Source organism: Nitrosomonas sp. H1_AOB3, assembly GCF_015709435.1.
Lineage (GTDB): Bacteria > Pseudomonadota > Gammaproteobacteria > Burkholderiales > Nitrosomonadaceae > Nitrosomonas > Nitrosomonas europaea.
The window spans coordinates 690,008-708,099 of sequence record NZ_CP054389.1 but is presented as its reverse complement, the minus strand read 5'-3'; the positions used below and the strand labels follow the sequence as shown (position 1 = coordinate 708,099).

Below are 18,092 nucleotides of genomic sequence, written 5' to 3'. Positions count from 1 at the left end.
TAGTTTTTCAGAGGTTCCTTAGCACCTTTGGCAGACATCAACGGTACTGTTTGCAGCTGCGGCCAGGTGATATTCAGAGTGGCATCGTTCCGGCAGATACAGCGTTCATACCCGGAAGCGTGAAAGTCGGCAGCCTTATAGAGGAAGTCTGCGCTCTCGCTGCGGCTTCTCAACCATCACGCTCCCTGTTTCCCACTTCCTGCTTTACAACACCCACTCTCCCGAATAATCATTGTAGATACTTTAGATCGGGAACCTATATAGTGTAGTCACATCTATTCAACCACTTCTCAAAACCTGCGTAGTAATTTTATCCTGCTGTGCTTCGATAATTTCTTCACCGTTATTTTTGGTAAATAGTAAACGGAGGGCAGACCACGATCTTCTGATAGGCTTGCAACTTTATTCTGACGAGAGCAGTTGTGCCGCGCCGCCCGCGATTGATCCTGCCGAATGTTTAATCTGCCCCCGTTTTTGTGATGTGGCGATCCAACGCCTCTGCAATCGACTGACTGGATTGCTTCACGCCGCTGGCGTTCGCAAAGATGGTTAATGGTTTGGCTCGAATTGCTTCGACGACTGCGCTGTCTTGCTTTTTCATTTTTTTCTTTTTTGATACTAAACCTGATTCACGCCATCCACTGGCGATCTTATACTTCTCACAAAAACAAATGACACCAAATAATAATTTGGTATTTTGCATAAATTTGACATAATACATATTTATTATTACATTAACAGGAAAATACAATGCTGGTCGAGTTCCGCATCAAGAACTTCCACAGTCTGCGTGATGAGCAGGTGTTCAGTCTGGTTGCATCCAAAGACAAGACTTTGCAGGACACCAATACGCTGACAACCGGCATTAGTGCTGCTCCTCTCCTGTTGCGCAGTGCTGCAGTCTACGGTGCCAATGCCAGTGGTAAGTCCAACCTCATCAAAGCGCTGCAATACATGCGCGGCGTGGTGGCCGAGTCGGCGACTGTGATCCAGCCCGGCCAGAGCTTTGCCGTGCAACCTTTCCGTCTCGATGCCCAATCGGCCAACCAACCCAGCGAGTTCGAAATCACTTTCCTGCTCGATGGTGTGCGCTACCAGTACGGCTTTGCCATGACGGCGCAACGTATCGTCAGTGAGCATCTGCTGGTCTACAAGGCTTTCAAACCGCAGCGCTGGTTTACGCGCCAGTTTGATGCCGATATCAGCAAAGATGTATATGACTTCGGCCCGGGCCTGAAGGGGCCAAAGAATGTATGGGAGGGTGCGACTCGCCCGAATTCGCTGTTTCTGTCGATGGCCGTGCAGCTCAATAGTGAGGCTTTGCGTCCGGTGTTTGACTGGTTCATCAACCATCTGATCATCTTTAACGAGCAGGCGCAGCTCAATCCGCAAATTTCCATCCAGAAGCTCAAGCAGGACGAGGGGCGCAAAGAAATCTGTAATTTCCTGTCTGCTGCTGACATCAGCATTGCCAACATCGATGTGGAAACCCGCAAAGTGCCCGGCCAGGCGGTGCATTTCGATCTGGTGGCTGGTAAAACCGAAGTGCGTACGGAAGAGGTGGAGGAGCACAGGTTGCGCTTTCACCACGTCACCGAACAAGAGCGAGCCATATTTGATTTGTCGGACGAATCCAATGGCACACGCAATCTGCTGTTTCTGGCCGGGCCTGTGCTGGATATCCTCAGCAAGGGGCTGACGCTGGTGATCGACGAGCTCGACACCAGCCTGCACACTTTGCTGGTGCGCAAGCTGGTGCGGCTGTTTCACTGTCCAGATATCAACACCGGTGGCGCGCAGTTAATTTTCACGACCCACGACACCTCGCTGCTGGATGCACCCGATCTGCTGCGACGCGATCAGATCTGGTTCGTCGAGAAAAATCGTGATCAGGCATCCAGTCTGGTAGCTTTGTCAGAATTCAGCCCGCGCAAAAATGAAGCATTGGAACGTGGCTATCTCATGGGACGTTACGGCGGCGTACCTTTCCTCAGCCCTACCCTTGGGAAAAAACACTGATGGCCCTCGACAACGCTCCTTCGGTGCGCCAGAAAAAGCAATTGGAGCGTAAGCAAGGACGACGTGCGAGCTATGATCGCATCCTGATTGTTTCCGAAGGCAGCAAGACAGAACCGAACTACTTCCGGGAAATCCGTGCTGCCTATCGTCTTCACACGGCCAACGTGGAAGTCCAGCCCAGCGAGTTGGGTGCCGCGCCGATTCAGGTGGTGCAGTACGCCCAGGAATTATTCGAAAACGGCGATCGCCACAAAAGCATCCAGCGGTGCGCCTTCGAGCAGATCTACGCGGTCTTTGACCGGGACGACCACGGCAGCTATGACGATGCCTTAGCGCTGGCCGATCAGCTCAACGGCAAGCTCAGGAACGATGCCCGGCAGTCGGTCACATTTCAGACTATTACCTCGGTGCCCAATTTCGAGCTGTGGCTGCTGCTGCACTTTGAAGATATTCAAGCTCCGTTGCGCCGCGATGAAGTGATGCGCCGTCTGAAACGGCACATTCCTGACTATGTAAAAGGCAGCGACAACACGTTCACCATCACACGCGAGCACTTGGCCGTAGCCACTCAACGTGCCAAACAACTGGCTCAGCGATTTTCAGCACATACTGATCCTGAGCCGTTCACCGCCGTCGTGGATCTGGTCAAACTACTGACGACGTTGCGTGGCTGAATATCACGGGAACTGGTCAGTATTGGAATTAAAAAGCAAGGATTCCTTACATTGACGAGATGTTTGATACGCTTGCAAAAATGACAGCAGAAAATCAGCTGACCCTGCCAGAGCGTAACAGCAGCTGTTGGTGTCGATGAGTATTCCAGAATTAATTCAAGTGGTTGATTCTGATTTCTTTCCGGGGAGCGCCTACGCCTATGGCAACCTGTCGCGATGCATCATTCATGATATTTATTGATTTAATCAACGCTTTTCTAAAGACCGGCTCATGCAAGACAAGCCATGCTAATAACGTCTTTTTCCTATGGCCTGTAATTTCTTTAGCGTGCTCACCCAGATACTGTAGTAAAAAATGAGGGAAAAGATGAGATATAACTTTTTTCTCCACGTCGCAGCCGATCCAGGCACTACTTCATCAACGACGGTTGAAGTTACCAGATAAAGAAGTAAAACATTGCTGATACGTTCAATGATCTCGTTAGTGAACAGCAGAAACATCATTCATCCTTTAACGATTTTGTACAAACGGGTAATTTCGCATAACTTCTCATATCAGTTATTGTTGAAATAGCAATATATTCTCCCGCTATTTACGGCTTTCATTTTTTATCAGGCCACTCTGTGAGATCCCGTCGGACAAAAAAATCGCTGGGAAAGGCGAAAACCAAAAGGATAAAACTCTGCCATGGCACCTGAAAAATCATCTGTATTGCCATTCCTGCGCTGGAAGTTGCGCTCAAAATGCTCATTTATCACGTCGTATAAACTCCACTTTCTCGCTGACTCTCGCTTTGGGCTGACTACTTCACTGACTTTCTTCAGAGTTTCCCTGATGCTGAAACGACTGTAACAGCTGTTCAAACTGCGCCCCCACTTCAGGGTGCTTACGCGCCATAGCCAAGGTGGCTTCCAAATAGCCTATCTTGCTGCCACAGTCGTAACGCTGGCCTTTGTAACGATAGGCCAGCACCTGCTCTTCCTGCATCAACGCAGCAATACCGTCGGTTAACTGTATCTCGCTCCCGGTGCCTTTGCCCAACCGTATCAGGTGATGGAAAATGCGCGGGGTGAGTACATAACGTCCAACCACTGCCATGGTGGAAGGAGCCTCTTCCGGATCAGGTTTTTCCACAATGAACTGTACTGCTTCCAGATCATCACGAATCGGCTGGCTGGCCACTATGCCATAGCTGCGCGTATCTTCACGCGGCACCTGCTGCACACCCAGCACCGAGCACTTGTAGTACTCGTACACATCCACCATCTGGCGTATCACGACAGGGTCACCTTCAAGTAAATCGTCAGCCAGTAACACAGCAAAAGGTTCATCACCCACCGCCGGCTGGGCGCATAGCACCGCGTGGCCCAGACCCAGTGCTTCAGACTGGCGGATATACACACACTTCATATCGTCGGGCAACAGGTTGCGCACGTACTGCAGCATCTCGGTTTTTCCCCGGCGCTCCAGCTCGGATTCCAGCTCATACGCTTTATCAAAATGATCTTCAATGCTGCGCTTGCTGCGACCCGTGACGAATATCATTTCGGTAATACCAGCAGCCCAGGCTTCTTCCACAGCATATTGTATGAGTGGCTTATCCACCACCGGCAGCATCTCCTTGGGGCTGGCCTTGGTGGCTGGTAAAAAACGAGTACCCAGCCCCGCCACCGGAAAAACCGCTTTACGAATTTTCATGCATCCCCCTTTTCCAGAAAACCAGTTGTAAAAACAACTTACATATCCTCCAAACAAATCTCACATATAAACCTGTCTACTATATCGCGTCTCGCGGAGGGGCTGATCAGAGATTCCCTGAGGAACCTCGGAAAAACTACCTGTGTTGCCATTTCTGCGTTAAAAATCAGCTCAAAATGCTCATTTATTACGTATAAACTCCGCTTTTTACTCGGCGCCAGCGCCTCGCCCTACGGGCCAGCCTTACGGCTGTTCGCTACGCTTTGCTTGCGTCACCGATTTTTGCCTTGAACTGACTGCCTCGCCGACGTTTTTCAGATGCTCCCTGATTGAGCTTGTCACGCAACCCGTCAATCTACATGGTCGAGTATGATGCCTTCCAGCAGCTTCAGGATTCCAGCCAGCATCAGCGCAAACAGCAGTGTAACCAGGGTGTTATAGATACGCTTGGGCTCCATCGGATATTCAGGAAGGGTGGGTGCCTGCAGTACGGAAACTTTATCCAGCATGCGTGTGGCATCGATCCTGCCTTTTTCCAGTGCAGTGAGCGCCGCTTTATAAAGTTCTTGCGCAAAGGTAACTTCCATTTCCAGCCGCTGGAATTCTTCCATCGTGATATTCAGGGTTTTTCCTGTGGGATTGGCAAGTTTTGCTTTTTCATCGGTAATCTGCCGATCGATGGCCGCCAGGGATTGCCTGAGCATTACCAAATTGGGGTGGTTACGATCCAGCGTCCTGGGTAAAGATGCCAGCTGCGTTTTGAGCTGAGCACGCTGCTCCTCCAGTTTGGCAATGAGGGTATTGAGGCTCTCCGCAGTTGCCTGGGGTGAAAGCAGCCCTTTCTTGTTCTGATAGGCCAGTAATTTCTGTCTTGCCTGCTAGATAGTGTAGTCATGAGATAAGAAATATGAGATCCTTTTAAGAAATTAAAGGGACTCGCATGACACATTCACATCGCAGGCATGATATTTCAGATAGGATATGGTCGCTACTTGAGGGGCATTTACCAGGCCGAGAAGGGGCATGGGGAGGGGCATGGGGAGGGGTAGCCACAGATAATCGTCAGTTTATCAATGCTGTTTTCTGGATTATACGGACAGGAGCCCCATGGAGGGATTTACCGCCGGACTACGGGGGTTGGAGCAATACTCATCGCCGTTTCATTCGCTGGCGTGACAAAGGTATCTGGGAAAAATTGATGGAAATCCTGATTGATGATCCAGATTATGAATGGCTGATAATGGATGCCAGTCACTGTAAAGTTCATCCACACGCCAGTGGAGCCAGAGGAGGTAATCAGGATATGAATCGGACAAAGGGGCTCAACACCAAGATACATCTGGCCGTGGATGCGCATGGTATGCCGGTCAGAATCCTTGTTACACAAGGTACCACTGCTGATTGCACGCAGGCTGGCCGCCTGATCGAAGGGATTGATGCAGATCATCTGCTGGCAGATCGTGGCTATGACAGTAATGCCATTGTTGAACAGGCGGAAAAACAGGGAATGGAAGCTGTTATCCCGCCAAAAAAGAATCGAAAAATACAAAGACCTTACGATAAATAACTGTATAAGCTGAGGCATCTCGTCGAAAATGCTTTTCTTCATCTCAAAAGATGGCGTGGCATCGCTACAAGATACGCCAAAAACACCTCTTCTTTCCTTGCTGTCGTGCAAATTAGATGTATCGCCCTCTGGGCTGATATCTTGTGACTACGCTATATAATCATTCCCTAATCACCTCATGAAAATTCTTCACACCTCTGACTGGCATATCGGCAAGACCTTATATGGCCGCAAACGGTATGATGAATTTGAAGCCTTTTTCAGCTGGCTGGTGGAAACGATCGAGCAGGAGCAAGTCGATGTATTGCTGATTGCGGGTGATATTTTTGATACCAGTACCCCGGGCAACCGGTCACAGCAGCTTTATTACCGTTTTCTGCACCGCGTTGCTGCCTCCACCTGCCGGCATGTCGTCATCATCGCGGGGAATCATGATTCTCCTTCCTTTCTCAGCGCTCCCCGGGAATTACTCAGAGCACTGGATGTGCACGTCACAGGCAGCCTGTCCGGCAACCCGGCAGATGAAATACTGGTTCTCCATGATCCGGAGGGTAATGCGGAACTGATCGCCTGCGCCGTTCCACATTTGCGGGATCGGGATATCCGCACGGCAGAGGCGGGAGAAAGTATAGAAGACAAATCGCGCAAACTGGTCGAGGGAATACGTGACCATTATGCCGAGGTAATCAACCTGGCCAGGCTGCAGCGCACTGCACTTTCATCGTCCATCCCGATTATCGCGATGGGGCATTTGTTTGTTGCCGGCGGACAGACTGTTGAAGGCGATGGCGTACGGGAATTGTATGTCGGATCACTGGCGCATGTTCCGGCCGGAATTTTTCCACCTGATATCGATTATCTGGCGCTTGGCCACCTGCATGTTCCACAACGTGTCAATGGCTCCTCCGTCATGCGCTACAGTGGCTCTCCTCTGCCGATAGGCTTCGGTGAGGCCGATCAGGAAAAGAGCGTTTGTTTGATTGAATTCAACCGGCAGATTTCTGCAACCCGCCCTGCTGTCAGCCTGATCAATATCCCGGTTTTCCAGCCGCTTGAACGTATCAGAGGAAACTGGCAGGTAATCTCAGACAGGATCTCCATGCTTTCTGCAGCGAACTCCTGCGCCTGGCTGGAAATCAATTATGAAGGCGACGAAATGATCACCGATCTGCAGGAACGTCTGCAATCAGCCATCGAGGGGTCACAACTGGAAATTTTGCGCATCAGAAATAACCGGATCATGAACCAGATACTCGATCAGATCGATGATGGCGGAACACTGGAAGAGCTCAGTGTCAACGAGGTATTCGAGCATTGTCTGTCAGCCGCGGCCATCCCGGTGGAACAGCGAACAGAACTGTGGCGCACCTATCAGGAAACCCTCGTTTCTCTCGATGAAGAGGATATCAGGGCTGAATAGCCATCAAAATGCAACTCACTCGGGAAATCCAATTTCAGGGTTTGGCAGCCATGATGAATCAGTCCTCTTCCACTTGATCACACAAATATTCCGCTAACCAGTCGGCTGCCAGGCTGGCAGCCTGTTCCAGCGCACCCGGCTCTTCAAACAAATGAGTGGCACCCGGCACCAGGCTCAATCGTTTTCTGCATCTCAGCATGGCGTAAGCCTGCTCATTCAATTCGATCACACCGTAATCCGCACCACCAACGATCAATAAGGTTGGCGCAACTACCCGGCTCAAAGCGGTTTCTCCTGCCAGGTCAGGGCGTCCACCACGTGATACCACAGCGGCAACAGCAGTTCTCATTTCGGCCGCCGCCTGCAGTGCCGCAGCAGCACCGGTACTGGCACCGAAATAACCGATCTTCAACGCCTTTGTTTCGGAATACTCTTGCAACCAAGCCGTCGCTGCGAGCAAACGCTGTGTCAACAGGCCGATATCAAAGCGCAGGACATGATTCTGATCTTCCGCATGTGTCAGCAAATCAAACAGCAAAGTGCCCATGCCTTGCTGTTGCAACACTTTTGCAACATAGGTGTTACGCGGGCTGAAACGACTGCTGCCGCTGCCATGCGCAAACAGCACGATACCTGTTGCAGCCGGCGGTACTACCAGTTCGCCGCTAAGTTCAATTGCATCGACTGTACCCGCCGGAATTTTTACTGCGGTCATAGCATTCCTCCAATTCTGACTGGAACACGCTGTCGAATTGATCGGCAAACGACCTAAAATGGCCCGTAATCCGAATATGGTAAATTAGATGGTTGGTTCGACTTCATACCGGCCACGCATCACACTACAGGTATTTGCAAAGATGATTCGTCAGTATCTGTAATATCTCTTTTACCGTGGCGGGTCTTATAGTGCTGAGCCACGGAAAACAGGTATGAATATTAAGCGCCCAATAAAAAACCGCCCGTGAAGGGCGGTTATATTTGTATTGTCATATTTTATTTCTCACTATTTTGTTCTGCTTTATCTACATTGTCAGGCATGGAATCACGTTCCATTGACATGCTTGGAGGATATTGACCTGGTTTGGGATCCATACAGGCAGTCAATGTAGTAGCTGCGAACAACAGTGTTGAGATGACGAGTACGAGTTTCATTTTCAGTCTCCTATAAGAAAAAGTACATTCACAATATAGTTCTTCCAACAGTTCTGACTTACTGTCCCCTTTTTAGAAAGACATCTATTTGATACCAGATACGATATGCCCTGTCAAGAATTTTTTAGACGTATGCTTGACAGCATCTGATTACCATAAGACAACTATATTTTTATAAAACAGCAGCTTGTTTTGATCATCATCAACGGAAATCAGGAACGAAAATAACACATGCAGATATTGCAGGTACGCCTCAAGAATCTGAATTCACTGGTCGGCGAATGGGAAATCGATTTCACCGATCCCGCTTTTGTATCGGATGGTATTTTTTCGATTACCGGCCCGACCGGGGCAGGTAAAACGACGGTGCTCGATGCAATTTGTCTGGCGCTATATGGACGTACCCCTCGCCTCGGAAAAGTCAGCAAAAGTGAAAATGAAATCATGTCGCGGCAGACAGGTGAATGCTTTGCCGAAGTAACTTTTGCTGCTCAGTCCGGCTGCTTCCGGTGCCACTGGAGCCAGCACCGGGCCCACAAAAAACCGGATGGAGAATTACAGAATCCCCGGCATGAGCTGGCTGAAGCTGATTCCGGAAAGATACTGGAAACCCGGCTTACAGAAGTCGGCAGACAGATTGAGAAAATCACCGGAATGGATTTTGCCCGCTTCACTCGCTCCATGTTGCTGGCGCAGGGAGAATTTGCTGCATTCCTGCAGGCGGCGCCGGATGAACGTGCTCCGATTCTGGAACAGATCACCGGCACTGAAATATACAGCCGCATTTCCATCCGTGTGCATGAAACCCGGGTATCCGCACGCCGGGAGCTGGATCGGCTATCCGCCGGTCTCAATGGTATACAACCGCTGACCAGGGCCGATGAACAACAGTTTCACACTGATCTTGCACAAAAAATTCAGCAGGATGCCGGATTGAATGAGCAGATTGCGCACGAGCGACAAATCCTTGTCTGGCTGGAGAACATCGCCCGCCTCGAATCGGAATTGCATCTGATCGCCGGACAACAGCAAGCATGGTTAAGCCGGAAAGAAGCGCTGACTCCTGACATCAGCAAGCTCGACAGCGCCAGCCGTGCGCTCGAGCTGCTTGGTGAATACAGCAGACTCACTTCGATCCGGAATGAACAGGAAACTGACCGGAATAATCTGGCTATCTGCGCTGCCTCCCTGGCCGGGCTTGAACAGGCCGTCAAACAGGCCGAACAATCCCTGAAATCCCTCAATGAACAATGTGATCGCCAGCGGGCAAAACAGCGGGAAACCATCCCGCTGCTCCGCAAAGTACGGGAACTGGATATTCAGATCCGGGAAAAAGAATCTCCCATCAGCACGGCAAGCAAAGGAATTACAGCACAGAAAAAAACACTCGCTGCTCTGCGAAACCAGTATCAGCAAAATGAAATCCAGCTTGCCGGACTGCAAACGACACTGGCCGGTTTATTACAACAGCTCCACGTCATTCAGCCGGATGGAGCACAAATGGATTTTGCACATAACCAAAACCTGTTGAACCGGAAACAGGCTGAATACAGGCAACTGCTCGAAAACCGAAGCCTGGCAGACTGGCGACAGGAAATCGCGGTACTGTCCGGGCAAAAAACGCTTGCAACCCGGGCGATTGAAGCCATGCAATCACTGGCTGCATCGAAGCAGATTTCTGCCGAACTGGAAAAACACACCTGTTCGCTGCTGGCCGGAAAAACACAGCTTGCGAAGCAACTCGGAGCCGAGGAAGAAATGCTGGGCGCACTTGAGCGGGAAATCAGCCTGCTCGAAACACAGGCGCTGCTGCTCAAAAAAATCAGCCACCTTGAAGAGGCCAGACAACAGCTGAAAGATGATGAGCCCTGCCCGTTGTGTGGCGCGCTGCAACATCCTTATGCAGCAGGAAATACCCCCCGGCCGGATGACAATATCACGGCGCTGAATCAGGCAAGAACGATGCTGAAAACCCGGATCGACACTATCTCGACATTAAAAATCAGACAAGCGGAAACAAACAGGGACATCGAACAGACCGCCTGCAGACAGCAGGAAATCCACAGACAGATTCAGGCGGATGAAACACTGCTGCAGCAATGCGCCGTATCATTGTTCCCCGGCCTGCCATCTGCCGCCATGTTTCCGGAACTGCCTCGGTTGCTGCAGGAAACAGATGACAAACTGGCCCGAATGACCCGTATTCTGCAAACAGCAGAGATACTGGAAAACGAAATCAGTGTGCAGCGTGAATCTCTGGATAAAACCAGAGAACTTGAGCAAAAAATCGGGATACTGAGGGTGCAGCACCAGCATCAGTCCACACAGATCCGGCAACACGAAGCAGAACTGCAATTGCGACAGGAACAACTCGATCAGCTCCAGCAGGAACTTGGCAATCTGCGCACAACACGCCTTCAGTTGTTTGCTGACAAACAGCCCGATCAGGAAGAACAGTCATTAACCACCGCAATAGAGGCAGCACAAAAATCAGCAGATAACGCTCGTCAGCAGTTGGAAACAGAAATACAACAGTACAACCGATTGAAAAACCGGGCAGAAGATCTGGTAAAAACCATCACCACCCGCGCCGTACAGTTAGAAAAGCTGCAGGAAACCTTTGCTGCACGGCTCACTCAATCCGGATTTGCTGATGAAGCGGGCTTTACCGCTGCCTGTCTGCCGGAAGAAGAACGCAGACGCCTTGCACAGCGCGCTCAACAGCTTGCGGATGAGAAAACCATGCTGGATACCCGGCAAAAAGATAAAACGATTGCGTTACAAGCTGAACAACTGAAGTCCATGACAGACCAGCCCCGGGATTTTCACGACCAGGTACTGGCACAACTGATCACCCGTCAGCAGGTACTACAACAGGAAATCGGCGGACTACGGCAAAAGCTTGCAGATAACGAAAACAGCAAACAAAAACAGCAGGAACAGCTGCAGGTAATCGAGGCACAGAAACGGGAGTGTGCCCGCTGGGATCTGCTGCATGGCCTCATCGGCTCAGCAGATGGCAAAAAATACCGCAACTTTGCCCAGGGACTGACTTTCGAAGTCATGATCCGCCACGCCAACCGGCAGCTGCAAAAACTGTCCGACCGTTATCTGCTGATCCGCGATCCGGTCCGGCCGCTGGAGCTCAACGTCATCGACAACTACCAGGCTGGCGAAATCCGGTCCACCAAGAATCTTTCGGGAGGAGAAAGCTTCCTCATCAGCCTGTCGCTGGCGCTTGGCCTTTCCCGCATGGTGAGCCGCAACATCCGGGTCGATTCCCTGTTTCTGGATGAAGGTTTCGGAACACTGGACGAGGAAGCGCTCGATACTGCGCTGGAGACACTCGCCCACTTGCAGCAGGAAGGCAAACTGATCGGGATCATTTCCCATGTTACCGTCCTGCAGGAACGCATCAGCACCCGCATTCAGGTCATCCCCCGATCAGGCGGAAGAAGTGTATTAGCCGGGCCGGGTTGCAGGCACTGCCAATAACGATCTCTGGAACATCCCGCTCCCTGATGTTAAAAAACATTGCGAGCAGGTACAGCCGGTGAAACGATGTAAAAGCTCATACCCGGAAAAAATCAGAATTTGTAAGTGATTTGCACTGCGACTGAGTTCTCATGCAGCCGGTTGGTTATCCGCGTTCCGGGAATCGGCTGGTTGATCGGGACAGCACCTGTACCATTACTGATGAAAGCGCCGGACTGTTCCGCCGCAAAAGCGTGATAGTAGGAGAAATTCAGTCCCAGCCGGCGGGTCAGCTCGTAGCCGGCACCCGCAGTGAGGTGATGGCGGACGATGGCCGGAGCAAATACGTTGAAAAACTGCTGTCCGGCAGAAATGGGATTTCCACCATAGTTATACCCCGCACGCACGGCAAAAGCAGGCGTAACCTTATACTGTGCACCGAGTGATACCGTCCAGATATCTCGCCATCCGAACCCCTGAACAAACGGCCCCGAAGCGGTCATTGCCCAGTTCTTCTGTTCAAATCCCCTGGTACCGCTGTAATTGATCCACTTGACATCGAGCGCCAGCAATAATGGCGCAACGGGCCGATAACTCACGCCACCACCGACGATCATGGGATAGTCCAGTCGAAAACGGAAATTCGTTGGCGTCCCATCAGGATGCTAAGAATTCCAGGAAAAATTGCCGAACCACTGCGGGCTCTTGAATACCAGACCCAACATCAGGTGATCGAACAGCTTGTAGGTTGCACCGAGGGTGAACCCCCATCCCCACGCAGATGCATCCCGTGTGCCTGTCGGAAAACCAGATGCATTGGGAACAGCCGCCGGCCAGGGATCGGTTACCAGTGAGGCCCAATCGATATTCACTCCTACACCGAGCGATAAATCCGGCGTCACCTGATACGCTGCCGAAGGCGTCATCTGCAATACCCGGTAATCCGAGTAAACCGCGCCAAACCCGCCCAATGACTGCGGCAGGGCCAGAGGATTGAAATTTCCGCCGGGATCCGGATTATTGGCCGGGTAATCCACACCAAATCCCGCAATACCCAGTGCCGAGAATCCGAATGTCCAGGGACTCTGTGTCCGGTATACCACGCCAAAAGCAGGCAGAAGCGCCGCACGGATCTCGCTGTCCACCGTACCGGCAGGGCCGCCACTGATGACTCCGGTATGGCTCCGGTCGGGCGCAAAGAGTTCTACGGATAATTCGAGCGCGTTTCCGGTGAGAAACGAGATGGATGACACATTATTATAGTTTGCACCGATCACATCGATCGATGTCGCAATCCCGGCCCCGCCCATGGACTGGTTGATGGCGCCAACCCCGTGAAGAACATGACCATTGGTTGCCAGTACCGGCATGGCGTGCAAGGCGATCACAGCCGGAATCAGTTTCCACCCGCTTCTTTGTTTCTGCATGATATTTTCCCGTTACAAAAATAGTCTGCCAATGTTAATTCCCTGATCTGGCAGGCAAACCGGATAAAAAAGCAAATATTCCTGCCTTTATCTATACGGAACCGTTCCCTCCATTTCAGGCAGCAGGTTTTATCGCGTGGCTGAATGATCGGCAGAAAAGACGCCTGAATCCCCTTCTGTTCGTTCTCAAGCCATCGTCATCCCGGCCGAAAAACAGGTTGTTAAACAGCACTGCGATCACAACGCGACACAACCCGAGGAAAGCATGTCATCATCACTACCGTTTACCAGAACCCGAACCCCGGCAGAGCACGATCTGCAATATCAGAACGATATTTACAAGGCAATCACCCGCAGTCTGGCGGGTGCGGAATATGATCTGCACGGCAATATCCTGAATGCCAATGCCAATTTTCTTTCCCTGTTCGGCTACACCCTGGAGCATCTGGCCGGCAAGCACCACAGTCTGCTGTGCTTACCAGGGACTGCAGAAAATGAGGAGTACGCTGCCTTCTGGGAAAAACTGCACGCTGGCGATTGTGTGAATGGAGAATTTCGCCGTATGACCGCAGAAGGCGGTTGTATCTATATTCAGGCGAGTTATATCCCGGTGCTCGATACGGAAAACAAACCGGTTAAAATCATCCAGATCGCCAGTGATATCACCAGTGAAAAACTGGCGACGATGGAAATGGCCGCCCGCATGGAGGCTGTCTCCAGAAGCAGTTGCCTGATGGAGCTGTCGGCCGAAGGTCGCGTCCTCAGCGCCAACGAACGCATGCTGCAAGCCCTCGGCTGTAACTCTGCCGATCTCATCGGCAAAAGCGAGCGACATCTCCTGTTTGAAGAAGATGTGCAGGCACAGGAATATATCGACTTATGGATCGCGCTGAATGAGTTCCAGCCGGTCAACCTTGAACGGTGCTACAAAGGAACAGACGAAAAAGAACGCTGGTTTCTGGCCAATTTCAGCCCGCTCAAAGGGCGTGATGGAAAACTGGCCAAAGTCATCGTGCAGGCGGATGACATCACCACTGCCAAATTCGAGCGCATCGACCGTATCGGTAAAATGCAGGCGATCAACCGGTCGCAGGCAGTCATCGAATTCGATCTGAACGGCAAAGTACTTCACGCCAATGAAAACTTCCTCAAACTCACGAGCTATCATCTGGAAGACATCATCGGTCGGCACCATCGCATGTTCGTCGATCCCGCAGAAGCCGCAAGTGCCGACTATGAAATCTTCTGGGAACGACTGGGGCGCGGAGAATACACCACGGGCGAGTTCAAACGGATCGGCAGTAATAACCATGAAATCTGGATTCAGGCCACCTACAACCCGGTCTTCGACCACAAAGGCAAACAGGTCAAGGTAGTGAAATTTGCCACCGATATTACCGCCAGCAAATTATACCAATCCGAATTTGAGGCCAAAGTTGCAGCCATGGGCCGTGGTCAGGCCGTGATCGAGTTTGATCTGGATGGTCATGTGATCGATGCCAATTACAATTTCCTGGCGGCAATAGGTTACACGCTGCGCGAAATCAAGGGACAGCACCACAGCATGTTCTGTCCGATCGATTACGCCCGGAGTAAGGAGTACCGCGATTTCTGGCTCAAACTGGGTAACGGCGAATTCATCAGCGGTCGCTTCCACCGTATCGGCAAATATGATCGCGATGTCTGGATTCAGGCCACGTACAACCCGATTTTCGACCTCAATGGTAAGGTAATGAAAATCGTCAAGTTTGCGCACGACGTCACCAGTGAAGTGCAGCTCGAACAGCTGATCGCAGCTGGAACGACCGAAATGAACCTGCATGTGCGCAAGCTGGCTGAAAGTGTGGATGCCATCGCTGCCAACTCCAATGTCGCAGCAGAACTGGCACGTGATTCTTCCAGCGCGGCACAAAACGGGTTTGATGCGCTGCAAAAATCTATCGCTGCGATTACTGCCATTCAAACCAGCGCATCGCAGGTATCTGAAATCGTCGGGGTGATCGATGAAATCGCCAATCAAACCAATCTGCTGGCGTTCAATGCCGCAATCGAAGCGGCACGTGCCGGTGAACACGGCATCGGTTTCTCGGTAGTGGCCGATGAAGTACGCAAGCTGGCTGAACGCAGTTCGGTCGCAGCACGCGAGATCACCAAGCTGATTGCGGAATCTGCCAAACACGTGGATAAAGGTGCGGAGGTCACCCGCGAAGCTTCGCGCAGCTTCGAAGGCATCATGTCGGGTGTGGCCAGAACCAGCAAGAGCGTAGCGGAAATTGCCGAATCGGCAGAAAACCAGAGCACGGTTGCCAAAGAAGTCAGCGCACTGATCGAACATATCGCCAACGCAAAAAACCAGGTGGACTGATGGAGCCAATAGCGGCAAAGCCGGGATTCGGCGGATTCCGCATTGGCGGCATGGAACTCGCTTTGCCGATGCAGGTTTTGCGTGAAGTCGTCCCCTGCGGCGGGCTGGCCAGATTACCTTGTGCATCACCCTGCGTGATCGGCGGGATCGATCTGCGCGGGATCATGGTGCCGGTAGTCGATTTGCGCATCGTATTCGACATGCCCACCCCCAGAGTACCGTTCCAGAATGTCATGATCATGGCGCATGAAAACCGGTTGCTGGGCCTGCTCACGGAAGCTGTCACCGGGGTGTTCACCGGAGAAAGCGAAGAGATCAACCCAATCAGTTTCGCGGCAGCGGATCAGCCCGTTTTCCATGGCAGCATCCGTCGCAGCGATAACGGTACACTCGTCAATCTGCTGTCACCCTCTGTACTGGCTACACTCCGGGATGTGCCGCTGGCAGATCACCGGGAAATGAAAAAGAAGGCTGCAACCCGGACAGATGCTGCCAGCGGGCAGGACAAGGTCATGCCCGTGCTGTTACTGCGCTGCAACCGGATCGCCTTTGCCATCGATGCCATGGAGGTTTATACGACATTATCCGATCCGGAAATCAGAAATTCTCCACTGGCCATGGGCAGCTGCCGTGGCGTGATCGAACACGCCGGCAGCAGAATCCCGGTCCTGGATTTGCTGGAAATATGCGGACTGGGCAAAATCGAGCCGGACACACCGCTGCAGGCGTTTCTCATTCAACTACCCAAAGGCATGGCTGCATTTCTGGTCAGCAAGGTGATCGATGTCGTGCGTATCCGCGCCGGCGAAATCATCGATGTGCCCACCTATGCTCTGCCGCAACCGGAATTGTTCAGTGGTGCGATTCCCAAATCATCCCTGCCGGCATCCCGCTCGCAACAGGAAGCCATCCTCGCTTCCCAGTTTCTGGTATTGAGAGGTGCAGGACTGAAATCCAATCATGAAATCATGGCACTGGCCGATGTCAGCTCCCCGCAACAGCCCTTCATCCATCAGGATCACTCACAAACATCTGTTGCAGGCAAAAAAAATACCAGCCGTAAACGCGATATGGTGACCTACCTGCTCCGGAGTGAAACGGCAACGCCGTTTGAACAAATCCGGGAAATCCTGCCCTTCAACCACAGCATTCCTGTTTTTGAACAAACCGGCCCGCTGCTGGGCATGATCGTGATACGCGGGCGCAGCATTCCGGTGGTTTGCCTGCACCGGCTGATGACCGGACAATTCACGCCGGCCTCCTCTTCCGCCTATATTCTGGTGGTGGAAATCGACAATGAAGTGATGGGGTTTGCCATTCCCGCCCTGAAATCGATCGAAACGGCTGAATGGGAACCGGAATTACCGCAGTTCGGCGGATCGGCGGACGATGATCTGAAACGTGCGATCCATTCCAACAAACTGGCCCAGATTGGCAACGGTAATGCCATACGCATGCTTCCTGTGCTGGATCTCGAAAAAATAGGACGTGCATTCCGGGCACGACAACTGTCGGCAGCCTGAACCGCGGACAGGGAATCGCTTACGATGAATGAGCCGCCTGTAAATTGCGCATGGTGTCGCGGGCAAAACACAGGTCTTCCCATGCTTTGGCTTTGTCACCCAGCGAACGCAGCAAATAGGCAGGATGATAGGTGACGATCAGAGGAATCCCTGAAAATTCATGCAACCTGCCGCGTAGGCTGGCAATGCTGGCATCGGTAGCCAGCAGATTCTGGGCAGCTACCTTACCCAGTGCCACGATCAGCCTGGGCTGAATCAGTGCAATCTGGCGCAGCAGATAGGGACGACACTGTTCCGCTTCTGCATCCAGCGGATTACGATTTCCCGGCGGGCGACATTTCACGATATTGGCAATATAGACATCCTGACCGCGACGGAGGCTGACCGCCTGCAGCATATTATCGAGCAGTTTGCCGGCCTGGCCGACGAACGGTTCACCCAGCTCATCCTCGCGGGCACCCGGCCCTTCCCCGATGAACAACCAGTCAGCCTGCTCATCACCGACACCGAACACCGTCTGCTTGCGTGTTTGGCTAAGCGGACAGGCAGTGCAACCACTGACCATCTGCCGCAACTGCTCCCAATCCGCATACGCTATGGAAGTTGAACGATCTTCGGATTCTTCAAACGGGCGGCTTTCCGCAGCAGTTTCTATCTGATCGGACATATTCTTCCCCGAGTCAGGCGATTGACCGGCTATGGCACCCGGCCTGACGCGCCACACCGGTAACAATCCGAGTTCCTTGAGCCGATTGGGATCCATGGTTGTACC

Annotated in this window: 12 protein-coding genes and 2 pseudogenes; 7 read left to right on the top strand and 7 right to left on the bottom strand. The window is 52.0% G+C overall.

The window, feature by feature from the left end:
- Positions 1–457: 457 nt before the first annotated feature.
- Complete coding sequence (locus tag HRU73_RS03420) at positions 458–703, bottom strand: hypothetical protein (RefSeq protein ID WP_287399465.1); 246 nt, start codon at positions 701–703, stop codon at positions 458–460.
- A 47-nt stretch (positions 704–750) separates the two neighbouring features.
- On the opposite strand from HRU73_RS03420, the gene HRU73_RS03415 reads away from it, so the two are divergent.
- Positions 751–2,019: an AAA family ATPase gene (locus HRU73_RS03415; RefSeq protein ID WP_287399464.1), complete on the top strand. Its 1,269-nt coding sequence runs from the start codon at positions 751–753 to the stop codon at positions 2,017–2,019.
- On the top strand, positions 2,019–2,693 hold the full coding sequence (locus HRU73_RS03410; protein ID WP_287399462.1) for an RloB family protein: 675 nt from the start codon (positions 2,019–2,021) through the stop codon (positions 2,691–2,693). The genes HRU73_RS03415 and HRU73_RS03410 overlap by 1 nt, the downstream gene beginning before the upstream one ends.
- An 808-nt stretch (positions 2,694–3,501) precedes the next feature.
- On the opposite strand, the gene galU is transcribed toward HRU73_RS03410, so the two are convergent.
- A complete protein-coding gene (gene galU / locus HRU73_RS03405) occupies positions 3,502–4,392 on the bottom strand; it encodes a UTP--glucose-1-phosphate uridylyltransferase GalU (RefSeq protein WP_281870775.1) in 891 nt (296 codons plus the stop codon).
- Positions 4,393–4,742: 350 nt separating this feature from the next.
- Positions 4,743–5,096, bottom strand: a complete 354-nt coding sequence (locus HRU73_RS03400; protein WP_287399460.1) for a hypothetical protein — start codon at positions 5,094–5,096, stop codon at positions 4,743–4,745.
- 236 nt (positions 5,097–5,332) lie between these two features.
- On the opposite strand from HRU73_RS03400, the pseudogene HRU73_RS03395 reads away from it, so the two are divergent.
- Both HRU73_RS03395 and HRU73_RS03390 read left to right on the top strand, forming a co-directional pair.
- Positions 5,333–6,106: pseudogene (locus HRU73_RS03395) on the top strand (IS5 family transposase).
- A 31-nt stretch (positions 6,107–6,137) separates the two neighbouring features.
- Positions 6,138–7,379, top strand: coding sequence for an exonuclease SbcCD subunit D C-terminal domain-containing protein (locus tag HRU73_RS03390; RefSeq protein WP_287399458.1), 1,242 nt, complete (start codon positions 6,138–6,140; stop codon positions 7,377–7,379).
- Between the two features lie 58 nt (positions 7,380–7,437).
- Here the strand turns inward: HRU73_RS03390 and HRU73_RS03385 are convergent, their stop codons facing one another.
- Together HRU73_RS03385 and HRU73_RS03380 are read right to left on the bottom strand one after the other, a co-directional pair.
- Positions 7,438–8,094: a dienelactone hydrolase family protein gene (locus HRU73_RS03385; RefSeq protein ID WP_287399457.1), complete on the bottom strand. Its 657-nt coding sequence runs from the start codon at positions 8,092–8,094 to the stop codon at positions 7,438–7,440.
- A gap of 278 nt (positions 8,095–8,372) precedes the next feature.
- Complete coding sequence (locus HRU73_RS03380; protein ID WP_173251271.1) at positions 8,373–8,531, bottom strand: hypothetical protein; 159 nt, start codon at positions 8,529–8,531, stop codon at positions 8,373–8,375.
- A gap of 231 nt (positions 8,532–8,762) precedes the next feature.
- Here HRU73_RS03380 and HRU73_RS03375 point away from each other — a divergent pair, with 231 nt between their 5' ends.
- On the top strand, positions 8,763–12,026 hold the full coding sequence (locus tag HRU73_RS03375; protein WP_011111964.1) for an AAA family ATPase: 3,264 nt from the start codon (positions 8,763–8,765) through the stop codon (positions 12,024–12,026).
- 92 nt (positions 12,027–12,118) lie between these two features.
- Here the strand turns inward: HRU73_RS03375 and HRU73_RS03370 are convergent.
- Positions 12,119–13,375, bottom strand: a pseudogene (locus HRU73_RS03370) (OmpP1/FadL family transporter).
- 322 nt (positions 13,376–13,697) lie between these two features.
- Between HRU73_RS03370 and HRU73_RS03365 the strand changes: the two are divergent.
- Both HRU73_RS03365 and HRU73_RS03360 read left to right on the top strand, forming a co-directional pair.
- Entirely contained in the window at positions 13,698–15,797 is a 2,100-nt protein-coding gene (locus HRU73_RS03365; RefSeq protein WP_287399455.1) for a methyl-accepting chemotaxis protein, read from the top strand.
- Positions 15,797–17,320, top strand: coding sequence for a chemotaxis protein CheW (locus tag HRU73_RS03360; RefSeq protein ID WP_287399454.1), 1,524 nt, complete (start codon positions 15,797–15,799; stop codon positions 17,318–17,320). The genes HRU73_RS03365 and HRU73_RS03360 overlap by 1 nt, the downstream gene beginning before the upstream one ends.
- A gap of 19 nt (positions 17,321–17,339) precedes the next feature.
- Here the strand turns inward: HRU73_RS03360 and HRU73_RS03355 are convergent, their stop codons facing one another.
- Complete coding sequence (locus HRU73_RS03355) at positions 17,340–18,083, bottom strand: uracil-DNA glycosylase (RefSeq protein WP_287399453.1); 744 nt, start codon at positions 18,081–18,083, stop codon at positions 17,340–17,342.
- Positions 18,084–18,092: the final 9 nt, after the last annotated feature.